The organism is Nostoc sp. NMS2 (assembly GCF_017115105.1).
In the GTDB taxonomy this organism is placed as follows: Bacteria; Cyanobacteriota; Cyanobacteriia; order Cyanobacteriales; family Nostocaceae; genus Nostoc.
Map to the genome: position 1 here is coordinate 14,110 of NZ_JABXKH010000178.1, position 17,151 is coordinate 31,260.

The window sequence follows — 17,151 nt, forward strand, 5'->3', positions numbered from 1 at the left end:
GGAAGAGGTTTAAGTAATGACGTATCTTTTCTCGTGCTATGCATCTCGAAAAGAATCAACTCGTAAGGGTTGCTTTGTATCCCAAAATCTTTGTAGAAGTGAGAATGTCACTCTACAATTGACTAATGACTATTGAACCATTTGCACCACTTGTAGGACAACAGCAAGCTATAGAATTACTCACTCAGGCTGTCAGACAAAGCCGGGTTGCTCCAGCGTATTTATTTGTGGGGCCAGATGGTGTAGGAAGAAGTTTAGCAGCAAAGTGCTTTGTAGAATTGCTGTTTTCTAATGAGATGGGAGTCACTGCGGCTTTACAAAACCGTTTGCGTCAGGGGAACCATCCAGCTTTGTTGTGGGTGCGACCAACGTACCAATACCAAGGACAACGATTAACAGCAGCAGAAGCGGCTGAAAAAGGACTGAAGCGTAAAGCACCACCTGTAATTCGGCTAGAGCAAATTCGGGAAATTACCGAGTTTTTAAGTCGTCCACCCTTGGAAGCGCCAAGGAATGTGGTAGTGCTGGAAGAAGCCCAAACAATGGCAGAAGCCGCAGCTAATGCTTTACTTAAAACTTTGGAAGAACCGGGACAGGCGACGTTAATTTTAATTGCACCTACACCTGAGTCCGTTTTGCCAACTTTGGTGTCACGCTGTCAGCGCATTCCTTTTTATCGCTTAGATGCACAGTCTTTGGCTGTTGTACTCACACAAACAAATCATCAAGAAATTTTGCAAAATCAGGCAGTGCTGAGTATAGCATCTGGCAGTGCTGGAAGTGCGATCGCATCTTATGAGCAATTACAAACTATTCCCCCGGAGTTACTCGAAGATTTGAAAAAAGCTCCTGCTTCCTACCGCAAAGCCTTGGAGTTAGCCAAGAAAATTGATAAGGATTTAGATATAGAAGCTCAACTGTGGTTAGTTGATTACCTTCAGCAATTCTACTGGCAGCGTTGGCATCAATCCAGTATTATTAACCAGCTAGAACAATCTCGTAAATACTTGCTTGCTTACGCTCAACCAAGGCTAGTTTGGGAATGCCTGCTTTTATCTATATGTCAAAAATAAAAAATGTCCGAAAACTGATGCAACAATTCTCTCTATTTCTCCTCTCTCTGTATTCTCTGCGTCTGGAGTGGTTAGTTTATTTGGATAATTTTTTGGAAATCCCTTATCCACAGCTTTGAGACTGCTGGTAGCGACGTAAAACAGATTGGATATTTTTTTTACAAACCTCTTCACCAACTACCTGAGAAAGCGATCGCCACAACTGAGAACCCACTTGTTTGATATAGTCGTGTTCATAACTTATCTGCTCCGCAATTTCCGCATAGGTGCGTCCCAGCCAACTTTCCAGCAAAACCGCAGATTGAAGATCATTGAGTCTTTGCCCAAAGGTAGAGCATAAAAGAGTATCGACTAGATTCAGCGCCTCTTGTGCCGTCATGGGTGAGCCTGCTTTATTCATTCGTTGAACTTATGAGATTTCTCCTTAAAATGAGATATTTACGTAAAACGTTACATTTGTTTACAGTAATAACTCACTTTATCTCACCGACAGAGCGCTTATATTTAGGCTAATAATTAATACAGTGTAATTAAATTATGCTTACCTCTCAAAGTATAAAAAGGAAATCAGCAAGATGAAATTTGGTATTGATATGGGGCATAATTGCCCTCCAGATACAGGAGCAACAGGCATCAAACAAGAAGATGCTTTAACTAAAGCAGTTGGTACACAATTGATACAAAAACTCAGAGCAGCAAATCATACCGCCATCGATTGCACTCCTACGAGCGCTAGCAGTGTAACCGATTCTCTGAGACAACGAACTAATAAGGCGAATGCTAATAACGTTAATGTTTATGTTTCGATTCACTTTAATAAATTTAACGGTATAGCTCATGGCACAGAAGTTTACGCTATTAGTAATGCATCACAAGGTATTGCTGAATCAGTTCTCAAAGAAATTGTTCAACTTGGTTTTTATAATAGAGGAGTGAAAGATACAGGTTTCTTTGTTCTGAAAAATACTCAAATGCCAGCTATTTTAATTGAGTGCTGCTTTTGTGATGCCAAAGTAGATATGGATCTATTCGATGTTGAAAAAATGGCGGAAGCAATTAAAGATGGATTAATAGGTCAGCCAAAACCCAAGGAACTTAAATCTGATAAGAAATACGTTTTGGAAATTACAACGAAAACCTTCTTAAAGCCTTCTACAGAGCAGGCATCAGACTTACCAAAAGATTCTATATTTGAGATTGAACCAGGAGATTACCCAATTTTGGATGTCCGTTTTGAAGAAAACCATTATTGGGTTAAGTGGCCTGATAAAAGTCAAGGAAACCGAAACGAGCATTTTGTTTATGCTGGACATGCCAAGGTTATAGAAAAAGATTAACTAATTCGTAATTCGTAATTCGTAATTACGTTTTGTGAGGGGGATTTAGACATCGAAACAAAACTTTCTGCATGTAGAGGCTCTTTACTTAAACCCCCAAACTTTGTTAACTAATTCTATTTCAATCATTTGTTAACATCTTTAACCCCGACTTATCTGATAAATCGGGGTTATGCAAATAGTTTTTAATAGGAAAAACCCATGCCATTACTAGATGATTTAGTAAACAGTTATTCTAACAAAGATTTAGTAAAAATATTTACACAAGTGGGTCTTGAAAGTGCAAAAATTACCGATATAAATCGGCAAATTTTAAAAGAAGTTACCCTCGCTCAATGGTTACTAGAGTCTACCAGAGCTAAAAGCGATCTTGCTGTCAATGCTAATAATTTTGCGGGATTAAAATGGCGAATTCCTGATATGAAAGGGTTCGCCGAACCATTGAAAATCAAGGTTCCTTCTGAGCTAGAAGAAGTTGAGTTCTGTAAATTTGCAGATATAGACGCTTTTATTATTGGTTATTGGAAGTTTTTAACTCGCACTCCGTATAAAGGTTTAGAGGAATATACCAATACACCAGAAAATTTCCTTGGCTTTCTCAAGGCTAAAGGCTATTCATCCGATCCTAAATATGTCAGTAAAGTTGTAGACTTGCTTCCAGAGGCACAAAAGTTACTGGCTAATGCAGGTGGAGTTACCATTCCCGCTTCAGTGGAACAACTTCAGTTAATTCGTGTGCCAAAAGAAGTTGAATTAGGGCAAAATTTTAGGGTTGAAGGTGTAGCACCTTTAACCGACAGTGGCAAAGTTTTGTCGATTATAATCGACGATAAATTTCCAGTCCCAAGTGTAGCAATTAGTCAGGATGGCAAATGGCAATTTGATTTCGTTTTTAAGCAAGAAGGCGATCGCCGCATCATCATTGCTGTTGACGATCAAACTCTAGAGATCCCCATTAAAGTTGTTGTTCCTTTTGATCACAAGGACGATGAGAACACTCAACAACCTACAGCATCCAGCTTACCAGGAGCGAAGGTAATTAAACTCGATGGTAGTGTGGGAATTGGCGGAGTCAATAAAGCTGACGATGTTAAGGCTATTAAGGCGCGATTGTATGAGCTAGGCTACAAATGGGTGGGCGATCCTGACAGTGCAGACAGAGACAGAGGACTATTTGACGCGATCAAACTATTTCAATCAATTATCGCTGGTCGCAGTACTCTTAATGGTGATGGTCGAGTTGATGTTGGTGGAATAACTCATCGATGGTTGCAAGCAGCTAATGCACCACGGTGGGAGTTGATGCCAAAAAGTGACCCTAATAATGGTTTAGTTAATGGTGAATTGGAAGATACTCAAGATAACCACGATTTTGGCACACATTGGTTAGCTGATGTGATTAAAAAAATTGCCCAAAATTATCAAAACAGTTATCGTAACACTCACCCCTTAGCTGCTCCATTCGCAATTAACGATGTTAGTCTTCCTCATGGAGGCGATACTCCCGATCATCATGGACATGAAACTGGCATGATGTGCGATATTTACTTACCCCAAAAAAATGGAAATTTTGGTGGTATTGTTTGGTCAAGTTCTAACTACGATCGAGATGCTGCACGAGCTATTCTCAAGTCTATTACTAATCAAAAGCTGGTACGGGCAATCTTTTTCAACGATCAACAGCTAATCAATGAAGGACTTTGTGTTTCTCTAAATGGTCACGACAATCATATTCATTTTGAAATTAACCCACCAGTCAGGAGCTAAGGGACTTCCAAATAAATAACTGTCCTATCGCTTTTAAGGCAGGGGAGCAGGGAGCAGGGAGCAGGGGGAGAGAAAGTCGTTTTGAGTCGGTGAAATTGGATAATTTATTTCTTGGAGTTCCCTAATTTTTGGTGAGTTAGATGCCTTGGATTTTACAACTTCTGCCCGGCGTAAATCGATCGCACTTCACCGTTTCGGCGGATGACTGCTTCGCCATTACTAACCTCTACCAGTGTCCAACCGCTTTGGCCAATGCTTTCACCCATATTGATGCGGCGAGTTACGCCGTCAATTTTAAACAAAGCGGCAGATTTGTTACCTAACTCTAGCAATCCTTCTAGGGTATTACTCGGAGCAACTGCGATCGCAGTTGGCGGATATACTTGTTCTTGGGTAATAGTTGGTTCTGACTCTGGCGCAAGTGCTGCACGTAATGGAACCACTGGTAATGCAGGGAGAGGCTTAGGTGTTTGCCGCACGGTAATAGGTGCAGTTCGTCCAGCCACAGGTTTAAGTTCTGCTCGGACAGCCGCCGCTAACATATTTACGGTTACAGGCTTGGCAGCTTGTCGCACCGTATTTAGGGCACTTTTCACCACATTAGGTTGAGATGCCTGCAATGCACTGGCAACTCGTGGTAGAAGTGCGGGACTACCAGGAATTGCTGGCAGTGCGTAGCGCATTGGCGACGGCGCTTGATAAACAGGAACATATATCCGCTCAACAACGCTTCCAGAACGGTTGGGGGCTGGTGGTGTATTATTTGCCAGAAGTGGCAGTGGTGGTAAATTACCAGTTGTTTGCCCGCTACCAAGGGCTATTTGATTAGTATTTGTCTGATTGGAGAATCTCGAAATGAAAGACTTTTGATTGCTTTTTAATTCTTGCTTGTCTATAACTGCCAGCGCTCCCAGCATATAGTCAACCAAATCTGCCTCAATTTCTGTTTTTACAGGTAACTGTGATTGTGGCACTAGAAAAGCTTGCTGGGTCAAGTTGGGATTTAAAAGATATACGACTCCAGATTGTACCAAGTAGATAATACCAGCGATCGCCACGCCTAAAGTTGTTCCGACAATTAGCAGTTTGCCCAAAGTCCGACTGCTTTTTTGCCGCTTTCTACTAGCTGGTTTAATGGTGGCGTTATCAAAGACAACGGTACTCAAGTGCTTGTGGTTATCTTGAGTAACTGACTGTCCGTTTGGTAAGATAATCTGCGGTATAGTAACTGTTTGCAGAGGCACGTATTCTGGAGGCGAGTGGCGTTGAGCTTGGAAAGACTGGTTCGATTTGTTCTGCCTACCATACCTAACGGTTTGAGAAGGCAGATTATCACTAACATCCAGAATGTAGTCGATATCGGCAAAGAGTTCATCCATTAGACCATCAGCATAGTTTTCTATCGACCAAGGCTCGTTGGCGATTAAGTCTTCTGATGGTTCTGGTACTATAAGACGGGTACTGGCTTCTTGTAACATAGACGTTCTGGGTTATTGCTAGGACGAGGAAACGCCGCGCCTACTGCCTGGGAGTTAGGATTACAGATGAGATATCCAATCCGCCGTCTTATTGAGACGAGTTGGTTGAGCGTTGGTATTAAAATCAACTTGAATCTGGGAATTGATGATGATAACAGTACTAATATTTATGTCATCTATCATACCAATCTCCCTCCCTACTACTATACTCAGTCTTTATCAAGTTTGTGTTAAGCTAACGCCGGAAACTCATGCTGGCTCTTGGTTCTACGCAATTCTAAATATAATAATAAAGCGTTGATATCGGCTGGGTTTACACCACCTATACGTGCAGCTTGCCCAAGAGTGAGTGGTTTTACGTAATTCAGTTTTTCCCGCGCCTCTTTGGAAAGGGTATCAATTGTTGTATAGTCCAAATCCGCAGGTAACTGGCGGTGGGCTTGGCGGGCAATTTGGTCAATCTGATTTTGTTGCCTAGCGAGATAGCCAGAATACTTGATGTCAATTTCTGCGCCTTCTTTCTCGGCGCGGTTGAGGTTGGGGTTTCCTAGTCCGAACCTGTCGAGGTCAACGTAATGAAATCCCGGACGGCGCAGTAAGTCGTTGAGGGTAATTGAACCTTTAATTGCTTGTTGGGTATCAGATGCGATCGCTATTCCCATTTCATCATGTTCTTTGACTCGTGTAGCTTGCAATCTTTGTTTTTCTGTGATAATATTCGCTTGTTTTTGGGTAAATAGATCCCATCTGCGATCGTCAATTAAACCAATCTCTCGTCCCAAGGCTGTCAAACGTTGGTCGGCATTGTCAGAACGCAATAATAAACGGTACTCTGACCTACTGGTAAGCATCCGATAAGGTTCCCGTAAATCCTTGGTACACAGGTCATCAAGTAGCGTTCCAATGTAACTTTGCTCGCGGGCAAACACAATCATTTCTTGAGAACGAACAAATCGAGCGGCATTAATTCCCGCCACCAGTCCTTGGGCTGCCGCTTCTTCATAACCTGTAGTGCCGTTAATTTGCCCAGCACAAAACAGTCCGGCAACCTTTTTGGTCATCAGTGTGGGGTAACACTGAGTTGCAGGTAAATAGTCATATTCCACAGCATAAGCCGGACGCAGCATCACACATTTTTCTAAACCGGGGAGAGTCCGTAACATTTGCAACTGCAAATTTTCTGGCAACCCTGTAGAAAACCCTTGGATATAAAGTTCGGGTATATCTCGTCCTTCTGGTTCAATAAAAATTTGATGGCTTTCCTTATCGGCAAAGCGCACAATTTTATCTTCAATACTAGGACAATAGCGCGGCCCTTTCGCTTCCACCCAACCGCCATAAACTGGCGACAGGTGCAAATTATCTTGAATTAGACGATGGGTTTCGGCGGTGGTGCGGGTGATGTAGCAAGGTATTTGTTCTCGTTCTATCCACGCCTCTGGGTCAAAGCTAAACCAGCGTACATCCTCATCCCCTGGCTGGATTAGCATTTTACTATAATCCACCGATCGCTTGTCTACTCGTGCCGGAGTTCCAGTTTTAAGCCTTCCGGTTTCAAATCCCAGGCGATTTAGGGTTTGTGTCAATCCCTCAGCCGCAAATTCTCCAGCACGTCCGGCTGGCATTGATTTGTTACCAACCCAAATTTTGCCCCCCAAGAAAGTGCCAGTTGTCAAGATGACAGCTTTACATTGGAACCCGACACCAAAATAAGTTTCAACACCGATGACTTCATCATTAGCACCCAGCACCAAATCTGTCACCATACTTTCGCGGATTGTCAAGTTTTCTTGGTTCTCGACAATATTCTTCATCACTGCTGCATATTCGCGCTTGTCCGTTTGGGCGCGTAATGCCCAAACAGCAGGCCCCCGTGAAGAGTTGAGGATACGTTTTTGCAGGTAGGTGCGGTCTGCTACTTTACCGATTTCCCCGCCGAGAGCATCTACCTCATGAGTCAACTGAGATTTGGCCGGGCCACCCACTGCTGGATTACAGGGTTGCCAAGCGATTCTATCCAAGTTGAGCGTCAATAGCAGGGTACGACAACCGAGGCGTGCAGAGGCAAGAGCCGCTTCGCAACCGGAGTGACCTGCACCGACGACTATGACATCAAAAGCGTCTTGGAATTCAACGGAATTGTGCATGGTCATACTTACAGGATCGGCAAGCTTAGAGTTCTTTTCAATTTTAGCTGTTCCAGTGGTTTCAGGGATGTAACTTTCTAATAAAAAAGTTATCAAATTTACTAGTACTCAATCAGAGACAAGTTTCTATTTTTAAACTTGAGTATTCAATAAAAAATATTATATTTTTTAAAATTTGTGACAACACTCCGGGTTGTTTATTACAGCTATTGTTCACATAGTTAGCCATTAACACTAATTATTTCCTTGTTTATATATATTAAATACTTTGCGTAAATGTATAAAAATATAGTTCGACTCTAATAAATTGTTTGTAGTTTTAACTCAATACGGTTCAGTTAAGAAAATTGTAGGTTGGGTTAAGCAAAGCGCAACCCAACAAAGTCCCAGAAATGTTGGGTTTCGTTCCTCAACCCAACATACATAGATTAAGATTTTTGGCGCTAACTGAACTGTATTGGATTTTAACTCATCAATAGTAGATATTTAAATAAGGCTGTTATGTTTAGATTTGAATCAACTAAGTAATTATTTAAAAATGAAACTTACTATCAGAAATCAAAAAAATATTACTAGATTTATTAAAAAGGCAAGTTTCATCAGTATAGTTATCGGGATAATTTTTGTCTTAGTAGCTAGTAATGAGATTACCCACCACCAATTTGCTAGAACTTCCCAACCATTAAATGTATGCTCTACTACTGTTTCATTACCTTGTATAGATACCTCTAAAGAGATAACATCAAAACCATTTATTCCCAATCCAGAATTAAATAGTAAACAGCGTTTTTTATCTGCGATTAGCCAGAAATTACCTACAATCCCCCAGCCTGGTACTTATGAATATACTTTGCTGCGAACTTATGGTGCAGTCTTTGTAAATCAAGATATCGGAATTAAACTGCCGCCAAAAGATATCTTTGCTAATGAACAAGAAACCCAAGAATTTCAAGCTACTTTAACAATGGGTCATGTTGATGGCACTAACGATTGTTATTTACAAAAGTCGGCGGCTGATGCTTTAAATAAAGCGCGAATTCAACAACATATTCCGCTAAAATCTGGTTATGGTTCTGGTGATTGTACCCGCACTTTCAATACGAATTTAAGATTTTGGCAAAAATATGCTAATAATCAAATTTTAGCTAAAGTTCAACAGGGTAAAGAAACCAAAATTCTCGGTTTAGTTGCACCTCCCGGAACTTCACAACATCTCTGGGGATTAGCAATTGATTTACGGGTAGGTAATAAAGAACAAAGAAAAGCTCTTAATCAAAATGGTTGGTTTCAAACTGTAGAAAATGATATTCCACATTGGACTTACGTGGGCTTAACTGAAGATAATTTACCTCTGTTTGGTTTTAAGAAACAAGTTGTTAGGGGTATTACTTATTGGATTACACCACTTTAATTGTTATACAGTATAGAAAATTGGGAATACTAACTTAAAAGATGTATTGTCAGGGATTTAGCTATGCCAAATGAAGCTGCTAACCAGGAGCAAAACTTCCTAATTGATTTATTAAGAGCAACTTATCAAAATCAGGAAGTATATCCAATTCTGCAACATAACTTAAGTAAACTCAACGATGATTTAGCTTTAATATTGCGAAAATGGGTAAGCGATCGCTTTGCTAAAGAACCTGCCATTGCTATTAATTTAGCGAGAGTCATTATCAAACTGAGTACTATTATTCAAGAGTTTGAACAAGGGAACCTTACGAGTAATTTGGAAATTGCCATTGCAGGTTATGAAACAGTTCTACCGATTGTTACCCATGAGGCTTTTCCCAAAGAATGGGATATTGTTCAGCAAGCTTTGGTAACAGCTTATCAGCAACGCCAGCAAATTTTCTCCAGAACCATTGGTGAACTGCGAGAGCAGACTGTCCAAACCCAGAGTCAGATTAATACATTAACTGAGCAATTACAAGAAGAATTAAAACAAGCAAAACTACAAGTTAATGACTTAAAAACAACAATTACACAGTTAAAACAGGAAGTAAGCAGCTCCAAGTCAACGCAAGAGATAACGTCTTTAATAGCTGAGTTACAAGAGTTAAAGCAGCGTCAGATTCGTGTAGAGCAGTTTACTAGCACGGCTCATATATCACCTAAAACCGAACAGTTTAATACAGCTATAAAGAGATTGTAATAGCTGGTAAATCTTAGTACTAATTATTTGTGAAGCTTTATAAAATAAAGCTTTTTGAGACAAGAAGTTTAAGCCCCTTATTTAATACTTTTAAGTCAAAGACAGAGCAGCTTGTTATTAGACATCGCAACCTAAATATCAGAAATTACGCAACAATAGCAAAAACATTAATTTTCAGGTAGGAGCAATTCATGAATTGCCCCTACCGCATGTAGTTTTGCTTCTCTGGTTTTAGCAAAATATTAATTGAAAGGTCGATTTAGTATTACTTCACTTCGCTGGGTTCAAACTTTGTCACTTTACCTTTCTTAATCGCTACAATCACATCGTAGTGAGAACAGTAAGCGAATGTGACATCATTGGCTTTATTATAAAGGTTAACTACATGACCTGCACCACCTAACTGGATACCAATTGGCTCCAAGTCAGCAAAAAAGAAACGACGCAGTTGATCGCCACTACCAATCTGACCCTTACTCTTGGTAAGCAAATCTAGTTTCTGCGCTACAGACATCTCTTCGGCTGCTGATGCCTGCACTAATGAGGGATTGATCGCTTTTAATGGTACGTCCCAAACTGTGAAAAAACCAACCAAAGCAAAACTTGTAAGTAAGGGTGCGAGTTTCATTTGTGACTTCTCTTTTTTGTTTTATCCTGAACATCTAAAGCATCTCAGGTGGGAGTGAGAACTTATTGAAACTAAGCCACTATTTTCATGAATTTATCCTTTGAGAAAACTTAGTTGATTCTCAGCACTTTCTCAGACAATGATGGTAACTCTAAGTCACAGCATAATTTAAGTATTTTCTCAACAAAACCTCATTTTGAACTGCGTGACGGCAACTTATAATGAGCAATGCTTTTATTGCAGTGGTGTTAGTGTGAGTAGACCCAAAAAACCACATCGCTTAATCCATAGAGTTTCAGGACAAACATATCTCTGGCTAGCAATGCTAATTTTTGCTGCATCTGGCGCAGTTACTCGGAAGCTAACAGAAATCGGTGCTGAACATTTTATCGGCGATCGCAATCCGATTTCTTTGTGTAATGTTTTATTTGTAGGAAACCTTTGCGCCTTGATACTTCTGATCCTCATTTATGGGCGACAGTGGAACAAAGCTACTTTGAAACAACTATCAAGGACGGATTGGGTTAGTCTAACAGCAGTAGCTATTTTATCGGGAGCATTGGCCCCTGGCTTAGTTTTCCAGGCGCTTGCACTCACACAGGTAAATAATGTCATCTTGGTAGGACGCTTGGAACCACCTCTAACTCTGGCTTTATCTGTCTGGTTATTGAAGGAACGGGTAAATATTTGGGAATTTACCGGAGCGATCGCAGCCTTTATCGGTGTTATCCTAACTATCACCCTTCAGCCTGCAACAGATACGATGATAAATATGGGAGGTTTCAGTTTAGGCATAGGTGAACTGTTAGCAGCAGTAGCATCTATAGCTGGAAGCGCTTCCACGATTGTTGGTAAGAAATACCTTTCGCAGATCCCTTTGGGAATCTATAGCATCTTTCGCACTGCACTAGGAACTGTAATCTTTTTCTTCATTGCTTTAATCCTCTATGGCAAAGATCATTTTGCTGATGTCCTCTCACCATTCTTGTGGCAGTGGATGTTTTTCTATGGTGGGTTGATAGTGGTAGTAGGTCAGTCTTTTTGGATTAAAGGCTTGAAAACTTCTACAGTCTCTACAGCTTCCTTAGTTAGCTCATTTAGCCCAATTGTGGGCATCATAGCAGCCTATTTAATTTTGGGTGAGACCCCTACTGTACCTCAATATATTGGCGGTAGCTTGATTTTAGTAGGCGTATTCTTTAGCCAAGTTGGAATTTGGCGTGAAACTTCTAGAATTGCATCTAGCAAAGCAAGTTCTATTCCGGCACAGCAACAGGTAGAAACTGGTATGGGATTTAAGGGGATTTGAAAAAGGCGGAAGAATTTTAGATTTTGGATTGAACTTCTATTACCGCAAATCAAAAATTGAAGGGTGGGGGACAGTAGGGAAGAAAGCTTATGCCCTAAGCTTTTGGGTTATTTTTAACTGTACAGTTATTATTGCCCTGCTGCACTAGTATGTCAAAATAAAAATACAGATATATCAAGGTGAGCGATCGCTCCCAAAGCTAGATTAAAGGATTGACCTGAGCAATGGCAGACCCAACCAATCACAATCAAGCGGGAGAAGTAGCTCCCAGCAGTGTTGACCAGCAAGCTCCCAGTGTGGCTGAAGAACACGCTCCTAGTACAGACTCACCCGAAGCTACAGACATTCCTACTGCCAACACGCCAGATCCGAAAGCTGCTAAACCAGCTGCTGCATCACCGAAGCGAGAAAAACCCGCCGCCGCCGCAACAGAAGAAAAACCCGCAGCCGCAGCTAAAGCCGCCAAAAAGGAAAAAGCTCCATCTGTTGAAGATAAGCCATTTGTAGAGTTCATCGAGCAAGACTACTTGCCAGCTTTACAAAAAGCGATCGCTCAACAAGGTGTGCAAGATTTACAGGTGTCTTTTGCCAAGCAGAAATTGCCAATTACTGGCTTTGAATCTGCTGAGGAATGCTGGCAAATTATTGGCAGTTGGAAAGAAAAAGGTGTGCGTCAGTTTAACCTGTATTTCCCCGAAGAAGATATTCAAGGAAAAAAGGGATTTTCCTGTAATGAAGGCAAAAAACCTAGCACTCTTGAGTCATTCTTAATCGATGAGCGCAAAATTACACTTGATTTGTTAGTATTTGGCTTAGTTCAGCGCTTGGACGGTCAAAAGTGGCTAGGTATAAATTAGTCATTAGTCATTAGTCATTGGTCATTGGTTTTTAACAAAGGACAAATGACCAATGACAAAGGACAAATGACAATTGAATGATTGTTGCAACTCTTAATCTTTTGCTTACAAATTTCTCACCCGCACCTTGGTAGACTGAACTTTATACAATTGGATTATTGTGGGCTGTTACGTTTTAACAGAACATTACCCTTGGCTTTCTGGTGAGGCAGCCGCTCAGGGGGGCTTTCCCCCATAAGTAACTGCGGAACCCGAAGGGTCTACTTAAGATAATAAAGACGAAAGAGCAATCAAGACATGGTAGATTCCCTCAAAAAACCAGGCTTTGAAGAGATCCGGCCAGGAATTAAAGTCCCGGCAAAAGAAACCCTGTTAACACCTCGGTTTTATACTACCGATTTTGATGAAATGGCGCGGATGGATATCTCCGTCAATGAAGACGAGTTACAAGCCATTCTCGAAGAGTTCCGCACGGACTACAACCGCCATCACTTTGTTCGGGATGCCGAGTTTGACCAATCCTGGGATCATATTGACGGGGAAACTCGCAAGTTGTTCGTTGAGTTTCTAGAACGTTCTTGTACAGCAGAGTTTTCTGGCTTTTTGCTATATAAAGAACTTGGCCGTCGCTTGAAAGGCAAAAGCCCTGTCTTGGCAGAGTGCTTTAACCTGATGTCACGGGATGAAGCACGTCACGCTGGCTTTTTGAACAAAGCTTTGTCGGACTTTAATCTGTCCCTAGATTTAGGGTTTTTGACTAAGAGTCGCAATTATACCTTCTTTAAACCGAAATTCATCTTTTACGCTACTTATCTTTCTGAGAAGATCGGTTATTGGCGCTACATCACTATTTATCGCCATTTAGAAGCACATCCCGAAGATCGGGTTTATCCAATCTTCCGGTTCTTTGAGAACTGGTGTCAGGATGAAAACCGTCACGGCGATTTCTTTGATGCCATCATGAAATCTCAGCCGCAAATATTGAATGATTGGAAAGCACGGCTGTGGAGTCGGTTCTTCCTGTTGTCGGTATTTGCGACAATGTATCTCAATGACATCCAACGCAAGGACTTTTACGCCACCCTGGGATTGGATGCACGAGAATACGACATCCATGTAATTCAGAAGACTAACGAAAACGCCGGTCGGGTTTTCCCTCTGATGCTGGATGTAGAGAATCCTGAGTTTTATCAGCGATTGGATACTTGTATCAGCAATAATGAGAAGCTGGGAGCGATCGCTAATTCCAACACTCCCAAATTCCTGCAATTCTTCCAAAAACTGCCACTTTACATCTCCAATGGCTGGCAGTTATTGCGGCTGTATCTGATGAAACCCATTGATACTGTTTCTGCTCAAGGGGCAGTTCGTTAATTTATAACAAGTTTGCGAAAGCTTTAGTGGTTCTGCTGATGGCAGAGCCACTTTTTTTGTCCTAAATATTAGAGGTTAGCCGATTAGTACTGCGATCGCTAAGTTGCTAGCAGGCAAAAATCGTAGCTGAGAAAGAAATTAGCTTAATAATTTTATCTTTTGAGTATGCTGTTACTCCCAATATGTCTTTGTCTACAAATATTCAAAACTCAGAATGGAAGACAGCATAAAGATAGTTGGGTAGGTGTAGTTTTGTATTAGATACCTTGAGTTAAGCTGATTTTTCCATTCTGATTACATCCGGGGTGAATGTTTAATGCTTGGCTGCTTCTGTTTCGTAACATCTGAGAATCAATGGTGTCAGCTTATCGAAATCACTAATGGAGGAAATAATTACTTTTGATGCAGCATCCCCCAGAGAAGCTGTTACTTCCTGCACTTCAAAGTTTGAAACTAGAGACTTTACTTCATCTAGACTTAGCCGAGTAATCAAACTTTTTTTCTGCGAAGACAGATACAGTCGCAAAAACCACCAATTACTTTTGCCAAGATTGATACCAAAGTATGAAGCTGTATCCTTATATTGGAGTTCAAAATTGTAACTCATTAAAGTTTTCGTAATTGCTTTAATTTTTTCAAAAGCTTCGATTTCTTCAGCCGTTGTTACTATTTTAGATTCTTGATATTCTTGTTGTTTTTCCTCTTCTTCAATCTCTTGTTCTACTTCAATTTCAACAGGCTGAGTTATTTCTTGGCTAAGTGAGCGAGTCATTAACTCTACTAAACTTCCCTGAATTGACTTTTTAACAATTGGTCTGAATTTATCAATAACTTTACCAGTAATTCGACCTTGAATTTCATAACTAGGAGCAACAGTACCGAGTTCAGCCACTAAAAAGCGAACAAATTCTTCAGAAGGAGAACGTAAAAGATTTCCTAGAAGCTGAGTCATACCTTTTACATAAACCATTTCTTCAGCATGGTTGGTAATAGCTGTAACCTCAAAATTATCACGATGAAAAAATTTGAGGTTATCAATATCTTTGGAATCATATTCAAGGATGTTAAAAGTAAAAAATGGCTCCTTGTCCATGATATTTTTATCACGCAAGTCTGTAAAGAAACGGTACTCAATCCCATTAGTGACAATAGCTACTTTTGTTGTCAAAAGTGCATTAAAGTATTTGCTCAATTGCCCATCATGTGCCTCAGCTTTTTGACCACGGGCTTTTGCCTCTACGAGCATAACTTTAGTACCGTTAATAGCTAAGGCGTAATCTACTTTTTCAAACTGTCCCGCTCTTCTAGTAGCAAAATCTGCTACATATTCTGGCATGACTTCGCTAGGATCATAGACATCATAGCCAAGAGCGCTCAAAAAAGGAACAATCAACGCCATCTTAGTAGCTTCTTCGCCAACAACTTGGTCAAATCGCTTACGCACTTGTTCAGACAGCTTGACAATATCTTCAGTAAATCCCATCTTAGTTAGTCCTGGTAGATTAGTGAGTATTGATACGTCTTTTTTGTAAGATAGGAGTGGTTATAAGGTGATATAGTACATTTGAATTAAAAGTGTTAGCGCGATCGCCTTCCTTATCACTCCTAATTCAGAGTATTCCCAAATAAGTACCAGCCTGTAACACTCATAACCTGTATACAAGTGCAATGGCATTAGAAATTTATCGCATCTGAGTATGGCAAAGCAAGACGCTCCACTCACAGGAGAAGCGCTGATTAAAGAAGTCTGTCGGCGGATTCGGGTAGCCCGTAGCTATTGGGATGCTCACAACAACGCTGCTTGTCGGGGTGAACGCGATCGCGCATTAGCCCTTTATAATACCCTGAGCAAAGAACAAAAAGAGCAGATTCCGCAAGTGTTGCGGGTGTGGTTGCGCTATCGCAGTGAGAAGTACTTTGGCGCACACCGAACACCGCCCAAATCGGCACGAAAATCAAAATAGAAATAAAAACTAATGGAAAAACAGCAAATTATAAAATTGCTAATTGGTGATTTTACTTGGCAAAGACTGCTTAAATCTTTCATATTTATTTATATATTTTTTGCTGGATATATATATTTTCGGGCAGATAGTATGATTTTTCTGTCTCGTCCTTCTAGTTATCAGGATAATCCAGAAATTATTAAGTTAAAAAGTGGTAAAAACACAAATATCTCAGCTACATATTTATTAAACAATCAAGCTAATTACACTATTCTTTATGCTCATGGTAATTCTGAAGATTTAGGAGATATCAGACAGATACTAGAAAAATTACACGCATGGGGTTTTAGTGTTTTTGCTTATGATTATCGTGGTTATGGTACAAGTCAAGGAAAGGCGACAGAAAGCCACGCATACGAAGATATTAATAGCGCTTACAATTATTTGACCGAAAATCTAAAAATATCACCTGAAAGAATTATAGTTTTGGGGCGTTCGGTTGGCGGTGGTTCTGCGGTAAACTTAGCAATGCAAAAATCGGTAGCTGGCTTAATTATTGAAAGTTCGTTTATTTCTGCTTTTCAAGTAATAGTACCTTTTCGGATTTTACCTTTTGATAAATTTCCCAATCTGGACAATATCAAAAAAGTAAAATGTCCGATACTAGTGATTCATGGCAAAGCAGATGAGATAATTCCTTTTGCTCATGGAGAAAAGTTGTTTAATGCTGCAATATCGCCAAAACTTTATTTGTGGGTTGAGAAGGCAAATCATAATGATTTATTCTGGGTAGCTGAAAAAAAGTATCAGAAAGCTTTGCAAGAGTTTACTAATCTTATAAAAGCAAATCACTAATTATCCCCTCATTCTATTCTCCTTTAACCCTCCTTAATCACTCTCGTCATCATAAAATTTAAAACCCTTAGTACTCAAGGAGGGGAACTGGAATCAAAGTCCCCCAATTTATCGGGGGATTTAGAGGGATATAAAACTTTTGATACCGACAAGAGGACTTTTCAAACATCCTCTGAGATTGCATAAAAAAAGTCCGCTTTCGCGGACTGTGGACATTGGATAAGG

General features: G+C 40.4%; 16 protein-coding genes. 10 read left to right on the forward strand and 6 right to left on the reverse strand.

What is annotated here, in order from left to right; genetic code table 11:
- Positions 1 to 125 precede the first annotated feature (125 nt).
- Entirely contained in the window at positions 126 to 1,073 is a 948-nt protein-coding gene (locus HWQ36_RS33100; RefSeq protein WP_292711028.1) for a DNA polymerase III subunit delta', read from the forward strand.
- 103 nt (positions 1,074 to 1,176) lie between these two features.
- On the opposite strand, the gene HWQ36_RS33105 is transcribed toward HWQ36_RS33100, so the two are convergent.
- A complete protein-coding gene (locus HWQ36_RS33105; protein WP_292711031.1) occupies positions 1,177 to 1,473 on the reverse strand; it encodes a hypothetical protein in 297 nt (98 codons plus the stop codon).
- A 175-nt stretch (positions 1,474 to 1,648) separates the two neighbouring features.
- Between HWQ36_RS33105 and HWQ36_RS33110 the strand changes: the two genes are divergently transcribed.
- Both HWQ36_RS33110 and HWQ36_RS33115 read left to right on the forward strand, forming a co-directional pair.
- Positions 1,649 to 2,410, forward strand: coding sequence for an N-acetylmuramoyl-L-alanine amidase (locus HWQ36_RS33110; protein ID WP_292711034.1), 762 nt, complete (start codon positions 1,649 to 1,651; stop codon positions 2,408 to 2,410).
- 201 nt (positions 2,411 to 2,611) lie between these two features.
- Positions 2,612 to 4,177, forward strand: a complete 1,566-nt coding sequence (locus HWQ36_RS33115) for a glucosaminidase domain-containing protein (protein WP_292711037.1) — start codon at positions 2,612 to 2,614, stop codon at positions 4,175 to 4,177.
- A 152-nt stretch (positions 4,178 to 4,329) separates the two neighbouring features.
- On the opposite strand, the gene HWQ36_RS33120 is transcribed toward HWQ36_RS33115, so the two are convergent.
- Genes HWQ36_RS33120 through mnmG form a run of 3 tightly spaced genes read right to left on the reverse strand, consistent with a single transcriptional unit; the run spans position 4,330 to position 7,808 of the window.
- Positions 4,330 to 5,655, reverse strand: coding sequence for a hypothetical protein (locus HWQ36_RS33120; RefSeq protein WP_292711040.1), 1,326 nt, complete (start codon positions 5,653 to 5,655; stop codon positions 4,330 to 4,332).
- Between the two features lie 60 nt (positions 5,656 to 5,715).
- Positions 5,716 to 5,838, reverse strand: a complete 123-nt coding sequence (locus HWQ36_RS33125) for a hypothetical protein (protein WP_292711043.1) — start codon at positions 5,836 to 5,838, stop codon at positions 5,716 to 5,718.
- Positions 5,839 to 5,885: 47 nt separating this feature from the next.
- Complete coding sequence (mnmG, locus tag HWQ36_RS33130; RefSeq protein ID WP_292711382.1) at positions 5,886 to 7,808, reverse strand: tRNA uridine-5-carboxymethylaminomethyl(34) synthesis enzyme MnmG; 1,923 nt, start codon at positions 7,806 to 7,808, stop codon at positions 5,886 to 5,888.
- Positions 7,809 to 8,340: 532 nt separating this feature from the next.
- Between mnmG and HWQ36_RS33135 the strand changes: the two genes are divergently transcribed.
- Positions 8,341 to 9,213, forward strand: a complete 873-nt coding sequence (locus HWQ36_RS33135) for a D-alanyl-D-alanine carboxypeptidase family protein (RefSeq protein ID WP_292711046.1) — start codon at positions 8,341 to 8,343, stop codon at positions 9,211 to 9,213.
- A gap of 63 nt (positions 9,214 to 9,276) precedes the next feature.
- Complete coding sequence (locus tag HWQ36_RS33140; protein WP_292711049.1) at positions 9,277 to 9,957, forward strand: hypothetical protein; 681 nt, start codon at positions 9,277 to 9,279, stop codon at positions 9,955 to 9,957.
- 265 nt (positions 9,958 to 10,222) lie between these two features.
- Here HWQ36_RS33140 and HWQ36_RS33145 read toward each other — a convergent pair whose 3' ends face one another.
- The gene (locus HWQ36_RS33145) at positions 10,223 to 10,585 is read right to left on the reverse strand and encodes a hypothetical protein (RefSeq protein WP_292711052.1); all 363 of its coding nucleotides are present in this window, start codon (positions 10,583 to 10,585) and stop codon (positions 10,223 to 10,225) included.
- Between the two features lie 253 nt (positions 10,586 to 10,838).
- Between HWQ36_RS33145 and HWQ36_RS33150 the strand changes: the two genes are divergently transcribed.
- From HWQ36_RS33150 to acsF, 3 genes are all read left to right on the forward strand, one after another.
- A complete protein-coding gene (locus HWQ36_RS33150) occupies positions 10,839 to 11,894 on the forward strand; it encodes a DMT family transporter (protein ID WP_292711055.1) in 1,056 nt (351 codons plus the stop codon).
- Positions 11,895 to 12,118: 224 nt separating this feature from the next.
- The gene (locus HWQ36_RS33155) at positions 12,119 to 12,751 is read left to right on the forward strand and encodes a DUF2996 domain-containing protein (RefSeq protein ID WP_292711057.1); all 633 of its coding nucleotides are present in this window, start codon (positions 12,119 to 12,121) and stop codon (positions 12,749 to 12,751) included.
- 297 nt (positions 12,752 to 13,048) lie between these two features.
- A complete protein-coding gene (gene acsF / locus HWQ36_RS33160) occupies positions 13,049 to 14,125 on the forward strand; it encodes a magnesium-protoporphyrin IX monomethyl ester (oxidative) cyclase (RefSeq protein ID WP_163933073.1) in 1,077 nt (358 codons plus the stop codon).
- 313 nt (positions 14,126 to 14,438) lie between these two features.
- Here the strand turns inward: acsF and HWQ36_RS33165 are convergent, their stop codons facing one another.
- A complete protein-coding gene (locus HWQ36_RS33165; protein ID WP_292711060.1) occupies positions 14,439 to 15,608 on the reverse strand; it encodes a type I restriction endonuclease in 1,170 nt (389 codons plus the stop codon).
- A gap of 214 nt (positions 15,609 to 15,822) precedes the next feature.
- On the opposite strand from HWQ36_RS33165, the gene HWQ36_RS33170 reads away from it, so the two are divergent.
- Together HWQ36_RS33170 and HWQ36_RS33175 are read left to right on the forward strand one after the other, a co-directional pair.
- The gene (locus HWQ36_RS33170) at positions 15,823 to 16,089 is read left to right on the forward strand and encodes a Precorrin-3B methylase (RefSeq protein WP_292711063.1); all 267 of its coding nucleotides are present in this window, start codon (positions 15,823 to 15,825) and stop codon (positions 16,087 to 16,089) included.
- Between the two features lie 12 nt (positions 16,090 to 16,101).
- Positions 16,102 to 16,926 carry an alpha/beta hydrolase gene (locus tag HWQ36_RS33175; protein WP_292711066.1) on the forward strand — a complete coding sequence of 275 codons (825 nt, stop codon included), beginning with the start codon at positions 16,102 to 16,104 and terminating at the stop codon, positions 16,924 to 16,926.
- The last annotated feature ends 225 nt before the right edge of the window (positions 16,927 to 17,151 follow it).

Coding starts and splice junctions, on each gene's coding strand:
- HWQ36_RS33100 (WP_292711028.1), top strand. CDS start 126: ATGACTATTGAACCATTTGCACCACTTGTAGGACAACAGCAAGCTATA.
- HWQ36_RS33105 (WP_292711031.1), bottom strand. CDS start 1,473: ATGAATAAAGCAGGCTCACCCATGACGGCACAAGAGGCGCTGAATCTA.
- HWQ36_RS33110 (WP_292711034.1), top strand. CDS start 1,649: ATGAAATTTGGTATTGATATGGGGCATAATTGCCCTCCAGATACAGGA.
- HWQ36_RS33115 (WP_292711037.1), top strand. CDS start 2,612: ATGCCATTACTAGATGATTTAGTAAACAGTTATTCTAACAAAGATTTA.
- HWQ36_RS33120 (WP_292711040.1), bottom strand. CDS start 5,655: ATGTTACAAGAAGCCAGTACCCGTCTTATAGTACCAGAACCATCAGAA.
- HWQ36_RS33125 (WP_292711043.1), bottom strand. CDS start 5,838: ATGATAGATGACATAAATATTAGTACTGTTATCATCATCAATTCCCAG.
- mnmG (WP_292711382.1), bottom strand. CDS start 7,808: ATGACCATGCACAATTCCGTTGAATTCCAAGACGCTTTTGATGTCATA.
- HWQ36_RS33135 (WP_292711046.1), top strand. CDS start 8,341: ATGAAACTTACTATCAGAAATCAAAAAAATATTACTAGATTTATTAAA.
- HWQ36_RS33140 (WP_292711049.1), top strand. CDS start 9,277: ATGCCAAATGAAGCTGCTAACCAGGAGCAAAACTTCCTAATTGATTTA.
- HWQ36_RS33145 (WP_292711052.1), bottom strand. CDS start 10,585: ATGAAACTCGCACCCTTACTTACAAGTTTTGCTTTGGTTGGTTTTTTC.
- HWQ36_RS33155 (WP_292711057.1), top strand. CDS start 12,119: ATGGCAGACCCAACCAATCACAATCAAGCGGGAGAAGTAGCTCCCAGC.
- acsF (WP_163933073.1), top strand. CDS start 13,049: ATGGTAGATTCCCTCAAAAAACCAGGCTTTGAAGAGATCCGGCCAGGA.
- HWQ36_RS33165 (WP_292711060.1), bottom strand. CDS start 15,608: ATGGGATTTACTGAAGATATTGTCAAGCTGTCTGAACAAGTGCGTAAG.
- HWQ36_RS33170 (WP_292711063.1), top strand. CDS start 15,823: ATGGCAAAGCAAGACGCTCCACTCACAGGAGAAGCGCTGATTAAAGAA.
- HWQ36_RS33175 (WP_292711066.1), top strand. CDS start 16,102: ATGGAAAAACAGCAAATTATAAAATTGCTAATTGGTGATTTTACTTGG.